The sequence below is a fragment of the Caenispirillum salinarum genome (assembly GCF_044803115.1).
In the GTDB taxonomy this organism is placed as follows: Bacteria; Pseudomonadota; Alphaproteobacteria; order Rhodospirillales; family Rhodospirillaceae; genus Caenispirillum; species Caenispirillum salinarum_A.
The window spans coordinates 3,271,347-3,286,306 of record NZ_CP085224.1; the positions used below are offsets into that span (position 1 = coordinate 3,271,347).

Consider the following 14,960-nt stretch of genomic DNA (forward strand, 5'->3'; position numbering starts at 1 on the left):
CTTCGGGGTTTGTGGCTCCGGACAGGGCGGCGGTGTTCGCCGCCCTGTTTCCGGTTGAAGGGGTGAATGATGAAGCGTTTCCTGACCATGCTGGCCGTCGGCGCCTTCGCGGCGGCACCACTTGCCGCCGCCACGGTGGCCGCGGCTCCGGACCACGGACGGGCGGGACTGGCGCCCACCACCGATTTCTCGGCGCCCGAACCGGGCGAGGATCGGCCCGGCGGCGACACCACCCACACCAAGCGGCTGGACCGCAACGCCTTCTCCCACAGCTCCGCCAACATGGCGTTCGAGCGGGAGATGAACTTCAAGGTCGGAAACGGCTTCTTCCGCCGCCTCTGGGTCTCGGCACCCGCCTCCACCAAGGCCGCCGACGGCCTGGGGCCGCTGTACAACGCCAAGTCCTGCCAGCGCTGCCACCTGAAGGACGGCCGCGGGCATCCGCCGACGGCCAACTATCCCGACGACGTGGCCGAGAGCATGTTCCTGCGCCTGTCCATCCCGCCGCAGAACGGGGCGGATCGCACGGCGCTGGAAACACATCAGGTCACCGTCATCCCCGAGCCCGTCTACGGCGGGCAGTTGCAGGACCTCGCCATCCAGGGCCACGCGGCCGAGGGCCGCATGCACATCACCTACAAGGAAGAAACGGTCGAGTTGTCCGGTGGCGAGACCGCATCGCTGCGCCACCCCACCTACACCGTCACCGACCTGGGCTACGGCCCCATGCATCCCGACGTCATGATGTCGCCGCGCGTCGCACCCCAGATGATCGGCCTCGGCCTGCTGGAACAGGTGCCCGCCGAGCAGATTCTGGCACTCGCCGACCCCGACGACGCGGACGGCGACGGCATTTCCGGCAAGCCGCAGTGGGTGACCGACCCGGAAACCGGCGAGGTCGTGCTCGGCCGCTTCGGCTGGAAGTCCGGCAATCCCTCCATCGACGCCCAGGCCCAGGGTGCGTTCGCCGGCGACATGGGCATCTCCACCCCCATGAAGCCCGCCGGTTCGGGCGAATGCACCCAGGCGCAGGAGCCCTGCATCACCGCCGTTCATGGCGGGGACGAGCAGTACGGCGGGATGGAAGCGCACCAGCAGGTCACCGACCTGGTGCTGTTCTACAGCCGCCATCTCGCCGTGCCCGCCCGGCGCGACGCCGACGACCCGCAGGTGCTGCGCGGCAAGGCGGTGTTCTACGACACCGGCTGCGCGAGCTGCCACAACCCGAAGTTCCGCACCTTCGCCGAGGGGCCGGAGCCGGAACTGCGCGACCAGCTCATCTGGCCCTACACCGACTTGCTGCTGCACGACATGGGCGACGGCCTGGCCGACAACCGGCCCGAGGGCGAAGCGTCGGGGCGCGAATGGCGGACGGCGCCGCTGTGGGGCATCGGCCTGACGGAGACCGTCAGCGGCCACACCAACTTCCTGCACGACGGCCGCGCCCGCAACGTCACCGAAGCCGTCCTGTGGCACGGCGGCGAGGCGGAAGCCGCGCGCGAGGCCTTCCGTACCATGCCCAAGGAGGACCGCGACGCCCTGCTGCGGTTCGTCAATTCGCTGTGAGGCCGACCATGCTCCGCACGTTCCTTGCCGGTGCCGCCCTGCTGTGGGCGGCGCCGGTCCTTGCCGCCGCTCCGGATTTTCCGACGGAGACGGTGCTGACCGACCACATCCAGCCGCGCCACGCCGCGCTGCACCAGACGGCGGACCGCCTGCACGAGGCCGCCGCCGGGCTGTGCGCCGATGCGCCGACGGCGGACCTGGACGCTGTGCGGAAGACCTTTCACGACACGATGGACGCCTGGGCGGGCGTGCAACACGTCACCTACGGTCCCATCGAGAACTTCAACCGCCGCTTCCGGCTGCAGTTCTGGCCCGACCCGCGCAACGTGCTGGAGCGCGAACTGGCGGACCTTTTGCGCGAGCAGCCGACGGACATCCTGGCGGAGAACGGGCTGACCTTCGCCAGCGTCGCCATCCAGGGCCTGCCCATGGTCGAGCGCCTGACCTTCGGCCCGCACGCCGACGCCCTGGCCGACGGCGCCGACACCGGCGAAAGGACCTATCGCTGCCGTCTGCTGGAGGCCGTGACCGCCAACGTGGCCGCCATCGCCGAGGGCCTGGAGAGCAACTGGCGCGAGACGGGCGAGCCCTGGCCCGCCGCCTTCCGCGACCCCGCCGCCGCCGATCTGGTGGCCGATGACGCGGACCTCGCAGGCCTCGTGCTCACGGGCCTGACGACCCAGTTGCAGTCCATCCGCGACCAGCGCCTGCTGACCGTGATGGGCGACACCGGCGACGCGGCGGACCCGGCCAAGGCGGAGTCTGCGCTTTCCGGACGCTCCCTGCGCGGCATCGCCGCCAGCATCGGCGCCATGGCGGAGGGGTTCAACCTGATGTTCACGCCCGCGCTCGCCGCCGCCGAGCCGGAGCTGGCCGACCTCATGGGCCGCGCCTTCAGCCAGACGCAGGCCACCGCGCAGGGCATCGACGGGCCGCTGGGCGAGGCCGTCACCGACCCCGCGCGCCGGGCGAATGTGGAAAAGCTGGCGACCCAGGTCCGCGCCCTGCAGCAGCTTCTGGCAACCCGTGTCGCCCCGGCGCTTGGCCTGTCGCTCGGGTTCAACAGCCTGGACGGCGACTGACGCCATGCCGCTGAGCCGCCGCTCCCTGCTCGCCGCCGGGGCCGCCGGGGCTGTTGGTGCCGCCGGCATGATGACCGCCGCCCTGCCCTTGCGCCGCCTGTCCGCGGCAGAGGACACCGGCCTCTACCTCAGCGCCAACACCGGGCGCGACGGCGGGCACCGGTTCTCCGCCTTCAGGGCCGACGGCGCGCTGGTGATGGACGTGCCCGTGCCCGACCGCGCCCATGGCTGCACGCTGCATCCCGATGGCGACACGGTGGCGGTCTTCGCGCGCCGGCCCGGCCGCTTCGTGGTGGTCGCAAGCCTGCGGGAGAGCCGCGTCCTGCGCACCGTCGAGTCCGTGCCGGGCCGCCATTTCTACGGCCACGGCGTCTTCAGCGCCGACGGCGGCCTGCTGTATGCGACCGAGAACGCCTATGACGAGGACGCCGCCGGCATTGTCGGCGTCTATGACGCGGCCGACGGCTTCCGCCGTATCGGCGAGATGAACAGCGGCGGCAACGGCCCGCATGACATGCGGCTCATGCCCGACGGCCGCACGCTCGTGGTCGCCAACGGCGGCATCCGGACGCATCCCGACATGGCGCGGGTCAAGCTGAACCTGGACACCATGGACCCGTCGCTCACCTACCTGGACACCGCCGACGGCGGGATGCTGGAGCAGGCGCGCCAGCCCGAGGCGCTGCACTGGAACAGCATGCGCCATTTGGCCGTGACGCCGCAGGGGCGCGTCCTCTGCGTCCAGCAATGGCAGGGCGCGGCGGACCGCTCCCCGCCCCTGGTCGCCGTGCACGAGCGCGGCGCGGAGCTGACCCTTCTCGCGGCCCCGGAGGCCGTCCAGGGCCGGATGCGGAACTACTGCGGCAGCGCCACGGTGGACCGGTCGGGGTCGATCGCCGCCGTCTCGGCCCCGCGCGGCGGGCTGGTGACCTTCTGGGACCTGAAGGCCATGCGCTTCCTGGGCTCGACGGACGTTGCCGACGGCTGCGGCGTCGCGCCCGCACCGGACGGCCCCGGCTTCGTCATCACCAGCGGCGCCGGCGGCGCCTGGCGCTGGGAGCCTGGCGGTGCGGCGGCCCTGCCGGCCATGCCCGAAGACCGCCGCTGGGACAACCACCTGACGCTGCGCGCCTGACAGCGCGAAACCCGGCGCCCGCGGCTATTGCGCGTCCGCGGCGGCAGAGCGGATATGGGTCACGGTGGCGACGGGGCTGTCGTGCGGGCGCCGTCTTCGTAGCCGTAGCTGTGACCGCCCATGATGAGCAGGCCGCCGTCCGGATGGCTGGAGACGATCGGGAATCCCTTTTCCTCCGCCAGATAGCGTCCGGTGTTCCCCCAGGCCTTTGGGGACGACAGGTCGAGCGCGTAGATGGTGTTGCGGTACAGACCGTTAGGGGTCATGCCGCCGAACAGGAGAACCTTGCCGTCGTAAACGCCGGCGCCCGGCGCGATGGTGGGAAACGGCAGTGGCGCCAGGTCGCTCCAGGCGCCACTGCCGGGATCGAAGGCGCTGGCCCGGTCCACCCAGTCGAAGTGCGACCGTCCCTCGGTGATGCCTCCCAGCAGAATGATGCGCCCGTCGTGGACGACTCCGGTGAAGGCCCGCCGCAACGGGTCGGGCAGCCTGTAGTCGGAGACGGACGCCCGTTCGGCCTCCAGGTCGAGCACGTCGATCTCGGCGTGGAAATCGCCTTCCTTGTCTCCAGGCGAGCGGGGCGTGCTGTCCCAGCCGCCGATCAAATACACCGTGTCGCCCACGGCCGCGGCGACAAGAGGAGCACCCTGCATGACCTTCTCCCCGGCACACTAATCGCGGTTGGGGCCAAACGGTCGAACCAAAAACTCCGTTCAGGGGGCGTCCCGAGGCCGCCGGCCCCGCCCGCCCCCTCGGGATGTCCTGCGCGCCACGCATGCCAGCACCCTGCAACCCGAAGGTGACAAGCTATATCACTGTTTTTTCTCATTTTTCATCAGGACATTCGGTTTAGTGTGGGATCGATACCGCTTCATGGCCGTTCCCCGGTGTAGTAAACCATTAGTCCGAAGCACGCCGCGCCGGAACGGCCGTCGGTAAGCCACCGGACAGGCCGCACCGCACGGCCGTAGCAGGTCACGGCCCCTCTTTGCGCAAGGACCGATCATGAACACCGCAGCGACGTCCCTCCGTTCCGACACCGAGCGGCGCACAACCGCCGAGGACCCGTGGCGTGGGTTCACGCCCGGAACCTGGCAGCGCGAGATCAACCTGCGCGACTTCATCCTCGGCAACGTGACGCCGTACGAAGGCGACGCAGGCTTCCTGGCGGGCGCGACGAAGCGTACTTCGGCGCTGTGGGACAAGGTGTCCGACCTTCTCCGGCAGGAGCGCGCCGCCAAGGGCCACGTGCTGGACGCCGACACCGAAAGGGTATCGTCCATCACCGCGCACCCGGCCGCCTACGTCGACCGCGACCTGGAGGTGATCGTGGGCCTTCAGACCGACAAGCCGCTCAAGCGCGCGATCATGCCGTTTGGCGGCTGGCGCATGGTCAAGACCGGGCTGGAGGCCTACGGCTTCACGCCGTCGCCGCGGCTGAAGGAGGTGTTTCCCGGCCTGCGCAAGACCCACAACGACGGCGTCTTCGACGTCTATACCGACGAGGTCCTGGGCTGCCGCAAGTCGGGCCTGATCACCGGCCTGCCCGACGCCTACGGCCGCGGCCGCATCATCGGCGACTACCGGCGCCTGGCCCTCTACGGCGCCGACCGCCTGATCGCCGACAAGCGCGACCAGATGGGATCGCTGGACGTGACGGTCCTGGACGAGTCCGTCCTGCGCCTGCGCGAGGAAATCGCCGAGCAGATCCGAGCGTTGGAAGAATTGAAGGACCTGGGCGCCATATACGGCTTCGACCTTTCCCGCCCCGCCGCCACGGCGCGGGAGGCGGTGCAGTGGACCTATCTCGCGTACCTGGCGTCCATCAAGGAAGCCAACGGGGCGGCCATGTCGCTGGGCCGTGTCTCCAGCTTCCTGGACATCTACATCCGGCGCGACATGGCCGAGGGCACGCTGACCGAAGCCGAGGCGCAGGAACTGATCGACCAGTTCGTCATCAAGCTGCGCATGGTGCGTTTCCTGCGCACGCCCGAGTACGACGAGTTGTTCTCCGGCGACCCCACCTGGGTGACCGAATGCCTGGGCGGCATGGCGCTCGACGGCCGTCCGCTGGTCACGCGGTCCAGCTTCCGCATGTTGCAGACCCTGCACAACCTGGGTCCCGCGCCCGAGCCCAACCTGACCGTCCTGTGGTCGGAGCGCCTGCCCCAGGGCTTCAAGGACTTCTGCGCCGAGACCTCCATCAAGTCCAGTTCCGTGCAGTACGAGAACGACGACCTGATGCGGCCCTACTGGGGCGACGACTACGGCATTGCCTGCTGCGTCTCCGCCATGCGGATCGGCAAGCAGATGCAGTTCTTCGGCGCCCGCGCCAACCTGGCCAAGGCGCTGCTGTACGCCATCAACGGCGGACGCGACGAGGTTTCGGGCGACCAGATCGCGCCGGCCTTCGCGCCCATCACCGACGACGTGCTGGACTATGACGCGGTGGTGGAAAAGCTGCTGCCCATGATGGAGTGGCTGGCGCGCGTCTACATGAACGCGCTGAACGCCATCCACTTCATGCACGACAAATATATGTACGAACGGCTGGAGATGGCCCTGCACGACCGCGACGTCCTGCGCACCATGGCCTGCGGCATCGCCGGCCTGTCGGTGGTCGCCGACAGCCTGTCGGCCATCCGGTACGCGCGCGTGACGGTGGTGCGCGACGACCGCGGCCTTGCCACCGATTTCCGGGTGGAGGGCGACTATCCGGCCTTCGGCAACAACGACTCGCGCGTCGACGACATCGCCGTGTGGCTGGTGGAAACCTTCATGGGCGTCCTGCGCAAGCAGAAGGCCTATCGCGACGCCGTGCCGACGCAATCGGTGCTGACCATCACGTCCAACGTGGTCTACGGCAAGAAGACCGGCTCCACCCCCGACGGCCGCAAGGCGGGCGAGCCCTTCGCGCCCGGCGCCAACCCCATGCACGGGCGCGACCACAAGGGCGCGCTGGCCTCCATGGCGAGCGTCGCCAAGCTGCCCTACGAGCACGCCCAGGACGGCATTTCGTACACCTTCACCATCGTTCCCTCGGCCCTGGGCGCGACGGAGGAAGAGCGCATCGCCAACCTGACGGGCATGCTCGACGGCTATGCCGCCGCGGGCGGCCACCACATCAACGTCAACGTTTTCGACAAGGAAACCCTGCTGCACGCCATGGACCACCCGGAGCTGTACCCGCAGCTGACCATCCGGGTTTCGGGCTATGCCGTGAACTTCGTGAAGCTGACGCGGGAGCAGCAGCTCGACGTCATCAACCGGACCTTCCATGCCAAACACTAGCGGTCCGGGCGGGCCCGCCCCGTCGGCCGTCGGCTGGGTCCATTCGACCGAGACCGGCGGCACGGTGGACGGGCCCGGCCTGCGCTATGTCCTGTTCCTGTCGGGCTGCCCACTGCGCTGCCGGTACTGCCACAACCCCGACAGCTGGCACATGCACGACGGCCACCGCGAGACGTCGGACGCCATCGTGGCCGAGATTGCGTCCTACGCGCCGTTCCTCAAGCGGGCCCAAGGGGGCGTGACGCTCAGCGGCGGCGAGCCGCTGGTGCAGCCGGCGTTCTGCCGCGCCATCCTGCACGGCGCCAAGGCGCTCGGCCTGCACACGGCGCTGGATACCTCGGGATTCCTCGGAAGCCACGCCGACGACGCGTTGCTCGCCGAGACGGACCTCGTGCTGCTGGACATCAAGGCCTTCTCGGAAGCGACATACCAGGGCCTGACGGGCGCGCCCCTGCGCCCGACGCTGGAATTCGCCGAGCGCCTGGCGGCCATGAAAAAGGCCATCTGGCTGCGCTACGTGCTGGTGCCGGGCCTGACGGACGTGACGGCGGAAATCGAGGGCCTCGCGGAGTTTGCAGCCGGCCTCGGCACCGTGGAGCGGGTGGACGTGCTGCCTTACCACGACATGGGTGCCTACAAGTGGGCACAGTTGAGCATGACCTATCCGCTGGCCGAAACGCAGCCGCCCATGCCCGAGGAGACGGAGCGGGTGCGCGACATTTTCCGCGCACAGGGGCTGACGACGCATTAGGCGGCGTGCGCCTGTCCATTAGGTTCCTGCGATTTTCGAAATGGAGATCATCCGCAACGCCCGCACGCCCTGCCCTGTTGATGGGCAGGGAGGGTTGTTGTCATGTCTACAGAAACGGAAACGGCGACCAAGAACCAGGACCGGCGCCGCGAGATATTTGCCTTCATCTTCCTGGCCGTCCTGATCTGGCCCGTCATCGCCGTCGGTGTCGTCTCCGGCACCGGTTTCGTCATCTGGATGTACCAGTCCATCACCGGTCCGCCGGGCCCGCCGGACTATCCGGTATAGGGAGGCCGGCGCCATGCCCAGTTCCCCCAGTCTCGCGCGCCGCCGCCTGCTTGGCCTGAAAAAGCCCGACGCGCCGCCGCCCCTGCGACCGCCGTGGACACGGGAAGCAACAGTCGCCGACCGCTGCACGCGCTGCGGAGACTGCCTGGAGGCCTGCCCGGAAGGCATTCTCAAGGTCGGTACGGGCGGTTTCCCCGAAGTGGATTTCCGGGTGGGCAGCGGCGAATGCACCTTCTGCGGTGACTGCGCTTCGGCCTGCGGGGAAGGTGTCTTCGCAGCACCCGAGCCCGAGCCCGAGCCCGAGCCCGCCGCAGCGCCCGCCTTTGCCGCGCTGGCGTCCATAGGCTCCGGCTGCCTGGCAGAAGCCGGCGTCATGTGCCAGAGCTGCGGCGACGCCTGCCCCGAGCGCGCCATCCGCTTCGCCCTGGTGCGCGGCGGCGCCCCCCGCCCCAGCCTCGACCGCGACGCCTGCACCGCCTGCGGAGCCTGCGTCTCCGTCTGCCCGGCGGACGTTATCGCCGTCCGTTCCCTGGAAGGAGCCCCGGCATGAAGGATTGCCTCCACATCTCCAGCGCCATCATCCACGCCCAGCCCCACACCGCCGACGCGGTGTGCGAGCGCATCACGCGCACCATGCCGGGCGTCGAAATTCCGGTGGCCGAGGGCGGCAAGCTGGTTGCGACCCTGGAGACCGAGACAGAGCACGCCATCGTCGAGCGCCTGGACGCCATCGCCCTGATGGACGGCGTCATGTCGGTGTCGCTCATCTACCACCACTTCGAGCCGCTGGACGCCCTGGAGCAGGATGCCGCCGGCGGCCCCATCGAACCAGAACAGCAGCCCAGCGAGGAAGGGACCGCACCATGACCGGGTTTTCGCGGCGTGACTACCTGAAGGCCAAGGCCGCAGCCGCGGCGGCGGCCGTCGCCAACGTGTCGTTTCCAGCCAGCGCGCAGCCCCTGGTCTCGCGCGAGGAACTGGAGGTCAAGTGGGACAAGGCGCCCTGCCGCTTCTGCGGCACCGGCTGCGGCGTCATGGTGGGCGTGAAGGACGGCAAGGTCGTCGCCACCCACGGCGATACGAAGGCCGAGGTCAACCGCGGCCTCAACTGCGTGAAGGGCTACTTCCTCTCCAAAATCATGTACGGCCGCGACCGTCTGGAACAGCCCATGCTGCGCATGCGCAACGGGGAATACGCCAAGGACGGCGACTTCACCCCCGTCTCCTGGGACCGCGCCTTCGACGAAATGGCGCGCCAGTGGAAAAAGACGCTCAAGGAAAAGGGCCCGACCGCCATCGGCATGTTCGGCTCCGGCCAGTGGACGGTGTGGGAAGGCTACGCGGCATCCAAGCTGATGCGGGCCGGCTTCCGCTCCAACAACCTGGACCCCAACGCCCGGCATTGCATGGCCTCGGCGGCGGTGACCTTCATCCGCGCCTTTGGCATCGACGAGCCCATGGGCTGCTACGACGATTTCGAGGAAGCCGACGACTTCGTGCTGTGGGGCGCCAACATGGCGGAAATGCACCCCATCCTGTGGACACGGCTGACGGACCGGCGGCTCAGCCACCAGGATGCGCGCATCACGGTGATGTCGACCTTCCACCATCGCAGCACCGACCTTTCCGACGACGCCGTCATCTTCCGCCCCGGCACCGACCTGGCGATCGCCAACTACATCGCCAACCACATCATCCAGTCGGGCAACGTGAACGAGGACTGGCTTCAGAAGCACTGCACCTTCCGGCGCGGCAACACCGACATCGGCTACGGCCTGCGGCCCGAGCACCCGTTGGAGATGAAGGCAGCGATGGCCCGCCAGGCGGCCGGATCGGACGAGATCGACTTCGAGGCCTACAAGCAGTTCGTGTCCGGCTACACGCTGGAAACCACCGCCGAACTGACCGGCGTGCGGGAAAGCCAGCTCAAGCGCCTGGCTGAAATCTACGCCGACCCGAACCGCAAGGTCATGTCGCTGTGGACCATGGGCATGAACCAGCATGTGCGCGGCGTGTGGATCAACCACCTCGTCTACAACCTGCACCTGCTGACCGGCAAGATCAGCCAGCCGGGCAACGGCCCGTTCTCGCTGACCGGCCAGCCCTCGGCCTGCGGCACGGCCCGCGAGGTGGGCACCTTCGCCCACCGCCTGCCCGCCGACATGGTGGTCACCGACGACGTCCACCGCGCCACCGCGGAAAAGATCTGGAGGATTCCCGAGGGCCTGCTCAACCCCGAGCCGGGCTACCATGCCGTCCTCCAGGACCGCAAGCTCAAGGACGGCGAGCTGAACTGCTACTGGGTCAGCACCAACAACAACCTCCAGGCCGCGCCCAACAACGCCAACGAAACCTGGATGGGCTACCGCAATCCGGAAAACTTCATCGTTGTCTCGGACGCCTACCCCACCGTCACCACCCAGGGCGCCGACCTGATCCTGCCGGCGGCGATGTGGGTGGAGAAGGAGGGCGCCTACGGCAACGCCGAACGCCGCACCCAGTTCTGGCACCAGTTGGTGGAGGCCCCTGGCGAGGCCAAGTCCGACCTCTGGCAGTTCGCCGAGTTCTCCAAGCGCTTCACCACCGATGAGGTGTGGCCCGAGGAGATCCTGGCCGCGAACCCCGAGTACCGCGGCAGGACCCTCTTCGAGGTGCTGTTCGCTAACGACACCGTGGCCGGCTACTCCAACGACGAGATCGAGGAGGGCTTCAACAATCACGAGGCCGAGGACTTCGGCTTCTACATCCAGAAGGGCCTGTTCGAGGAATATCGCGTCTTCGGCCTGGGCAAGGCGCACGACCTGGCGCCGTTCGACGTCTACCACGACGTGCGCGGCCTGCGCTGGCCCGTGGTCGATGTGGAGGAGACCCGGTGGCGCTTCAATGGCGCCTATGATCCCTACGTCCCCGACGGCGAGGACTACTATTTCTACGGCAACAAGGACGGCAAGGCCCGCGTCTTCGCCCTGCCCTACGAACCGCCGGCCGAGCCGCCGGACGACGAATACGACATGTGGCTGGTCACGGGCCGCGTGCTGGAGCACTGGCACTCGGGCTCCATGACCATGCGGGTGCCCGAGCTGTACAAGGCCGTGCCGCAGGCGCTGGTCTACATGCACCCCGCCGACGCCCGCGGGCGGGGCCTGCGCCGGGGGTCGGAGGTGCAGGTGGAAAGCCGGCGCGGCGCCATCCGCGCGCGGGTGGAGACGCGCGGACGCAACCGGCCGCCGGAAGGGGTCATCTTCGTGCCGTGGTTCGACAGCCGGGTGCTCATCAACAAGGTCACGCTGGACGCCACCGATCCGATCTCCAAGCAGACGGATTTCAAGAAGTGCGCCGTCCGGATCACCACGGTCTGAGGAAGGAGGCGCGCCATGTGGACCCGCAAGACCATCCTGTCGGCCGCCCTGGCACTGGTTGCCGCCGGCGCCGCCTCGGCCGCGCTGGCCCAGAGCGGACTGGAGGACGGCCTGGAGCCGACCCACCCGCTGACGGGGCCGAACCCAATGCCCCTGGTGACGCCGGCTGATCCCATGCCGCCCGAGGTCATCGACGAACAGCGGGTGCGGCGCGGCTATCCCGAGCAGCCGCCCGTCATCCCGCATTCCATCCGCGACTACCAGATCGACCTGAAGACCAACAAGTGCCTGACCTGCCATGCGCGGGAGTTCGCGCCCCGCGTACAGGCGCCCATGATCTCGGTCACCCATTTCATGGACCGTGACCAGCAGATGCTGGCCGGCGTCGCGCCCCGGCGCTACACCTGCCGGCAGTGCCACGTGCCCCAGACCAAGGCCGTGCCGCCGATCCGCAACACCTTCATGGAAGTCGGCACGCTGGCCACCGATGAGGCCCAGGGGGGCGGTGACTGATGGCGTGGCGGGATCGCTTGAAAACCCTGTGGCGGACCATACGGCGCCCGTCCCGCACGCTCAGCCTGGGCACGCTCACGCTGGGGGGCTTCGTGGCCGGCGTGGTGTTCTGGGGCGGCTTCAACACGGCGCTGGAGGCCACCAACACCATGACCTTCTGCACCAGCTGCCACTCCATGGAGAACTACGTCTACGCCGAGCTTCAGGGCACCATCCACGACACCAACCGATCCGGGGTGCGCGCCGGCTGTCCGGACTGCCACGTGCCGCACGAATGGACCGACAAGATCGCGCGGAAGATGAAGGCCTCCAAGGAAGTCTGGGGCTGGGTCTTCGGCACCATCGACGAGCCCGAGGAATTCGCCGCCCACCGCAAGGAGATGGCGCAGCGCGAGTGGAAACGGCTGAAGGCCAACAACAGCCTGGAATGCCGCAACTGCCACAGCGAAGGCGCCATGGACATCACGAACCAGGCGCCGCGCGCGGCGCGCGTCCACCAGGAATGGCTTTTTGCCGGCAAGGCGACGTGCATCGACTGCCACAAGGGCATCGCCCACAAGTTGCCCGACATGACTGGCGTGCCGCCGGGGTGGACCGATCCCGACCTGCCCTCGCCGGGCCGTCCGCAGGGGCCGGAAGAACGCTATGAGGATTAGGAGATCGCCATGAAGATCACCCTCACCGCCTCCGCCGCCGCGCTCGCGGCTGCGCTGACCGTCGCCTTCGCGCCGCCCGGCGCGCTGGCGCAATCCCAGGGCCAGACACAGTGGAACGCCGGCGAGCGCACCGTGGCCCAACGCACGGAGACCTACTCCACCGCCGACATCCAGCGCGCCCTGTCGGCGGCCGGCTACAACGCCGGCCCGGTCGACGGCATCATGGGACCCAGCACCCGGTCGGCCATCCAGGCCTTCCAGCGCGACAACAACCTGTCGGTCACGGGCAGCCCCAATTCGGCGCTCTACCGCGCGCTGGAGCGTCAGGGCTACCTGACCGCCCGCATGGCCTCGCCGCCTGCCATCGACGACGAGGGCGCCCGCGTGCGCGAGATCGAGCGGGGGCTTGCCCGCGCCGGTTATGATCCCGGCGCCGTCGACGGCCGCATGAACTGGGAGACCCGCAGCGCCATCCGCGCCCTGCAGCGCGACGCCGGCCTGCGCGCCACCGGCGAGATGAACGACGCCACCCTGAGCGCCCTGCGCGACCGCGCCGGGCGGCTGGCCGACGAGCCGCGCACCACCGCCGGCGACACGGTCAACCCGGCGCTGGTGGAGGACGTGCAACTGGCGCTCAGGCAGCGCGGCTATGACAGCGTGTCGGTGACCGGCGAGTTGGACGCCCGCACCCGCTCCGCCATCCGCGACGTCCAGCGCGAGATGAACCTGCCGCCGACCGGTCAGCCCTCGGCGGAACTGCTGGCGCTCATCGAGAGCCCGCAGGAGGAGGAGCCCGCCCCCACCCGCACGGCCGACGCCGTGGTCGAGCAGATCGAGATCGCGCTGGCCAACAAGGGCTACGACGTCGGCCCCATCAACGAGGCGGTGGAACCGGCAACGGCGGACGCCATCCGCACCTATCAGCAGCAGCGCGGGCTGCCGGTCGACGGCCAGCCGACCGAGCAGCTTCTGGCCGACATCCGCCAGTCGGACGTCCAGGCGCCGGAGGCCGAACCGCAGCAGGCCGAGGACCCGGCGCAGGAGTTGTTCCGCAGGCTGGGCGAACGGGCCCTGCGCGAAATCCAGGAGCGCTGACCGAGCCGCGACGGACGTGCCGCGCCGGGTGTCAGACCATACGGCGCAGCACGTCGTCGCGGTCGACGAAGTGGTGCTTGAGGGCCGCCAGCGTGTGCAGGGCGACCAGCGCCGCGGCCGCGTAGACGCTGTAGAAGTGCACGTCGGTCGCGATGTCCCGCATCGTGTCCGAAACGTCAACCACCGCCGGCACCGAGAACAGGCCGAAGACGGGCACGGGGTCGCCCGCCTCGGTGGAAATCAGGTAGCCGCTGACGGGCATCACCACCATCAGCGCAACCAGAACAAAATGCACTACGCGCGAGGCAATGAGGTCGAAGCGGGTCAGCGACAGCGGCGGCCGCGGCCGCCGGTTGACCAGCATCCAGCCCAGCCGCGCCACCACCAGCGCCAGCACGATGAGCCCCAGGCTGCGGTGCCATGACAGGCTGTCGTGGTAGAGGGGATCGTAGTAGGTCAGTCCCACCATGTACCAGCCCAGCCCGATCAGGCCGATGATCAGGACGGCGATGATCCAGTGGAACAGCTTGGCGACGAGGCCGTAGCGGTCCTCGGAATTGCGCAGCCGCATGACGGTCTCCCGGCCCATGGAAACGAAGGCCGGGGCGGCGCCCTGCGAAGGACGCGCCGCCCCGCTTTTGGCGGTTACTGCCGCACGCCTTCGATCATCAGGGTCATGTCCACGGTCTCGGCGGCCGGACCCAGGTCGTAGGAGATACCGAAGTCGTTGCGGTCGAGCGTCGTGGTGCCGATGAAGCCGGCGCGGTATCCGCCCCACGGGTCGTCGCCCTCGCCCACCTTCTCGACCTCGATCTCGATGGGCTTGGTGACGCCGTGCAGCGTCAGGTCGCCGGTCATGACGCCGCCGGACTCGTCGCCGGTGAAGCCGGTGCTGACGAAGCGCGCCTCCGGGTATTCGTCGACGTTCAGGAAGTCCTCGCCGCGCAGGTGCTTGTCGCGCTCGGCGTGGTTGGTGTCGACGCTGGCCGTCGGGATCACGACAGTGATGGCCTGGGCGCCCGCGCCCTGCTCCGGCGCATAGGTGAAGGTGCCGGAAACGTCGTTGAACCGGCCGTCCATGATGCTGAAGCCCAGGTGGGGGATCTTGAACTCGACGAACGAGTGCGCCGGGTCGATCTCGTACTCGGCAGCCTGGGCCAGGCCGGCGGTCATGGCAAGGGCGAGGCCGGCACCGGCCAGGGCGGTAACGCTGGAACGCAACAT

15 protein-coding genes are annotated in these 14,960 nt (G+C 68.9%); 12 read left to right on the forward strand and 3 right to left on the reverse strand.

Annotated features, from left to right (window positions below; translation table 11 throughout):
• Positions 1–66 precede the first annotated feature (66 nt).
• Genes LG334_RS15000 through LG334_RS15010 form a run of 3 tightly spaced genes read left to right on the forward strand, consistent with a single transcriptional unit; the run spans position 67 to position 3,783 of the window.
• The gene (locus LG334_RS15000) at positions 67–1,566 is read left to right on the forward strand and encodes a di-heme oxidoredictase family protein (protein WP_404379236.1); all 1,500 of its coding nucleotides are present in this window, start codon (positions 67–69) and stop codon (positions 1,564–1,566) included.
• 8 nt (positions 1,567–1,574) lie between these two features.
• Entirely contained in the window at positions 1,575–2,648 is a 1,074-nt protein-coding gene (locus LG334_RS15005) for an imelysin family protein (RefSeq protein ID WP_404379238.1), read from the forward strand.
• Positions 2,649–2,652: 4 nt separating this feature from the next.
• On the forward strand, positions 2,653–3,783 hold the full coding sequence (locus tag LG334_RS15010) for a DUF1513 domain-containing protein (protein ID WP_404379240.1): 1,131 nt from the start codon (positions 2,653–2,655) through the stop codon (positions 3,781–3,783).
• A gap of 59 nt (positions 3,784–3,842) precedes the next feature.
• On the opposite strand, the gene LG334_RS15015 is transcribed toward LG334_RS15010, so the two are convergent.
• Complete coding sequence (locus LG334_RS15015; protein WP_404379242.1) at positions 3,843–4,436, reverse strand: hypothetical protein; 594 nt, start codon at positions 4,434–4,436, stop codon at positions 3,843–3,845.
• Positions 4,437–4,788: 352 nt separating this feature from the next.
• On the opposite strand from LG334_RS15015, the gene pflB reads away from it, so the two are divergent.
• The 9 genes from pflB to LG334_RS15060 all read left to right on the forward strand — a co-directional run bounded on the left by pflB (position 4,789) and on the right by LG334_RS15060 (position 13,736).
• Positions 4,789–7,074 (forward strand): formate C-acetyltransferase, encoded by a 2,286-nt coding sequence (pflB, locus tag LG334_RS15020; RefSeq protein ID WP_404379244.1) that lies wholly within the window; start codon positions 4,789–4,791, stop codon positions 7,072–7,074.
• Entirely contained in the window at positions 7,061–7,825 is a 765-nt protein-coding gene (pflA, locus tag LG334_RS15025; RefSeq protein WP_404379245.1) for a pyruvate formate-lyase-activating protein, read from the forward strand. The genes pflB and pflA overlap by 14 nt, the downstream gene beginning before the upstream one ends.
• A 102-nt stretch (positions 7,826–7,927) precedes the next feature.
• Positions 7,928–8,113 (forward strand): periplasmic nitrate reductase, NapE protein, encoded by a 186-nt coding sequence (locus LG334_RS15030; RefSeq protein WP_404379247.1) that lies wholly within the window; start codon positions 7,928–7,930, stop codon positions 8,111–8,113.
• Between the two features lie 13 nt (positions 8,114–8,126).
• Positions 8,127–8,663 (forward strand): ferredoxin-type protein NapF, encoded by a 537-nt coding sequence (locus LG334_RS15035; protein ID WP_404379248.1) that lies wholly within the window; start codon positions 8,127–8,129, stop codon positions 8,661–8,663.
• Complete coding sequence (locus tag LG334_RS15040; RefSeq protein ID WP_404379249.1) at positions 8,660–8,980, forward strand: chaperone NapD; 321 nt, start codon at positions 8,660–8,662, stop codon at positions 8,978–8,980. The genes LG334_RS15035 and LG334_RS15040 overlap by 4 nt, the downstream gene beginning before the upstream one ends.
• Entirely contained in the window at positions 8,977–11,472 is a 2,496-nt protein-coding gene (napA, locus tag LG334_RS15045; RefSeq protein WP_404379250.1) for a nitrate reductase catalytic subunit NapA, read from the forward strand. The genes LG334_RS15040 and napA overlap by 4 nt, the downstream gene beginning before the upstream one ends.
• A gap of 15 nt (positions 11,473–11,487) precedes the next feature.
• Positions 11,488–11,985: a nitrate reductase cytochrome c-type subunit gene (locus LG334_RS15050; RefSeq protein WP_404379252.1), complete on the forward strand. Its 498-nt coding sequence runs from the start codon at positions 11,488–11,490 to the stop codon at positions 11,983–11,985.
• The gene (locus LG334_RS15055) at positions 11,985–12,641 is read left to right on the forward strand and encodes a NapC/NirT family cytochrome c (protein WP_404379254.1); all 657 of its coding nucleotides are present in this window, start codon (positions 11,985–11,987) and stop codon (positions 12,639–12,641) included. The genes LG334_RS15050 and LG334_RS15055 overlap by 1 nt, the downstream gene beginning before the upstream one ends.
• A 9-nt stretch (positions 12,642–12,650) precedes the next feature.
• Entirely contained in the window at positions 12,651–13,736 is a 1,086-nt protein-coding gene (locus LG334_RS15060; protein ID WP_404379256.1) for a peptidoglycan-binding protein, read from the forward strand.
• A 31-nt stretch (positions 13,737–13,767) separates the two neighbouring features.
• Here the strand turns inward: LG334_RS15060 and LG334_RS15065 are convergent, their stop codons facing one another.
• Positions 13,768–14,307, reverse strand: a complete 540-nt coding sequence (locus tag LG334_RS15065) for a cytochrome b (protein ID WP_404379258.1) — start codon at positions 14,305–14,307, stop codon at positions 13,768–13,770.
• Positions 14,308–14,381: 74 nt separating this feature from the next.
• On the reverse strand, positions 14,382–14,960 hold the full coding sequence (locus LG334_RS15070) for a YceI family protein (protein WP_404379260.1): 579 nt from the start codon (positions 14,958–14,960) through the stop codon (positions 14,382–14,384).

Excerpts from the sequence above, each read along its gene's own strand:
- LG334_RS15000 (WP_404379236.1), top strand. The coding sequence starts at position 67 with ATGATGAAGCGTTTCCTGACCATGCTGGCCGTCGGCGCCTTCGCGGCG.
- LG334_RS15005 (WP_404379238.1), top strand. The coding sequence starts at position 1,575 with ATGCTCCGCACGTTCCTTGCCGGTGCCGCCCTGCTGTGGGCGGCGCCG.
- LG334_RS15010 (WP_404379240.1), top strand. The coding sequence starts at position 2,653 with ATGCCGCTGAGCCGCCGCTCCCTGCTCGCCGCCGGGGCCGCCGGGGCT.
- LG334_RS15015 (WP_404379242.1), bottom strand. The coding sequence starts at position 4,436 with ATGCAGGGTGCTCCTCTTGTCGCCGCGGCCGTGGGCGACACGGTGTAT.
- pflB (WP_404379244.1), top strand. The coding sequence starts at position 4,789 with ATGAACACCGCAGCGACGTCCCTCCGTTCCGACACCGAGCGGCGCACA.
- pflA (WP_404379245.1), top strand. The coding sequence starts at position 7,061 with ATGCCAAACACTAGCGGTCCGGGCGGGCCCGCCCCGTCGGCCGTCGGC.
- LG334_RS15030 (WP_404379247.1), top strand. The coding sequence starts at position 7,928 with ATGTCTACAGAAACGGAAACGGCGACCAAGAACCAGGACCGGCGCCGC.
- LG334_RS15035 (WP_404379248.1), top strand. The coding sequence starts at position 8,127 with ATGCCCAGTTCCCCCAGTCTCGCGCGCCGCCGCCTGCTTGGCCTGAAA.
- LG334_RS15040 (WP_404379249.1), top strand. The coding sequence starts at position 8,660 with ATGAAGGATTGCCTCCACATCTCCAGCGCCATCATCCACGCCCAGCCC.
- napA (WP_404379250.1), top strand. The coding sequence starts at position 8,977 with ATGACCGGGTTTTCGCGGCGTGACTACCTGAAGGCCAAGGCCGCAGCC.
- LG334_RS15050 (WP_404379252.1), top strand. The coding sequence starts at position 11,488 with ATGTGGACCCGCAAGACCATCCTGTCGGCCGCCCTGGCACTGGTTGCC.
- LG334_RS15055 (WP_404379254.1), top strand. The coding sequence starts at position 11,985 with ATGGCGTGGCGGGATCGCTTGAAAACCCTGTGGCGGACCATACGGCGC.
- LG334_RS15060 (WP_404379256.1), top strand. The coding sequence starts at position 12,651 with ATGAAGATCACCCTCACCGCCTCCGCCGCCGCGCTCGCGGCTGCGCTG.
- LG334_RS15065 (WP_404379258.1), bottom strand. The coding sequence starts at position 14,307 with ATGCGGCTGCGCAATTCCGAGGACCGCTACGGCCTCGTCGCCAAGCTG.
- LG334_RS15070 (WP_404379260.1), bottom strand. The coding sequence starts at position 14,960 with ATGTTGCGTTCCAGCGTTACCGCCCTGGCCGGTGCCGGCCTCGCCCTT.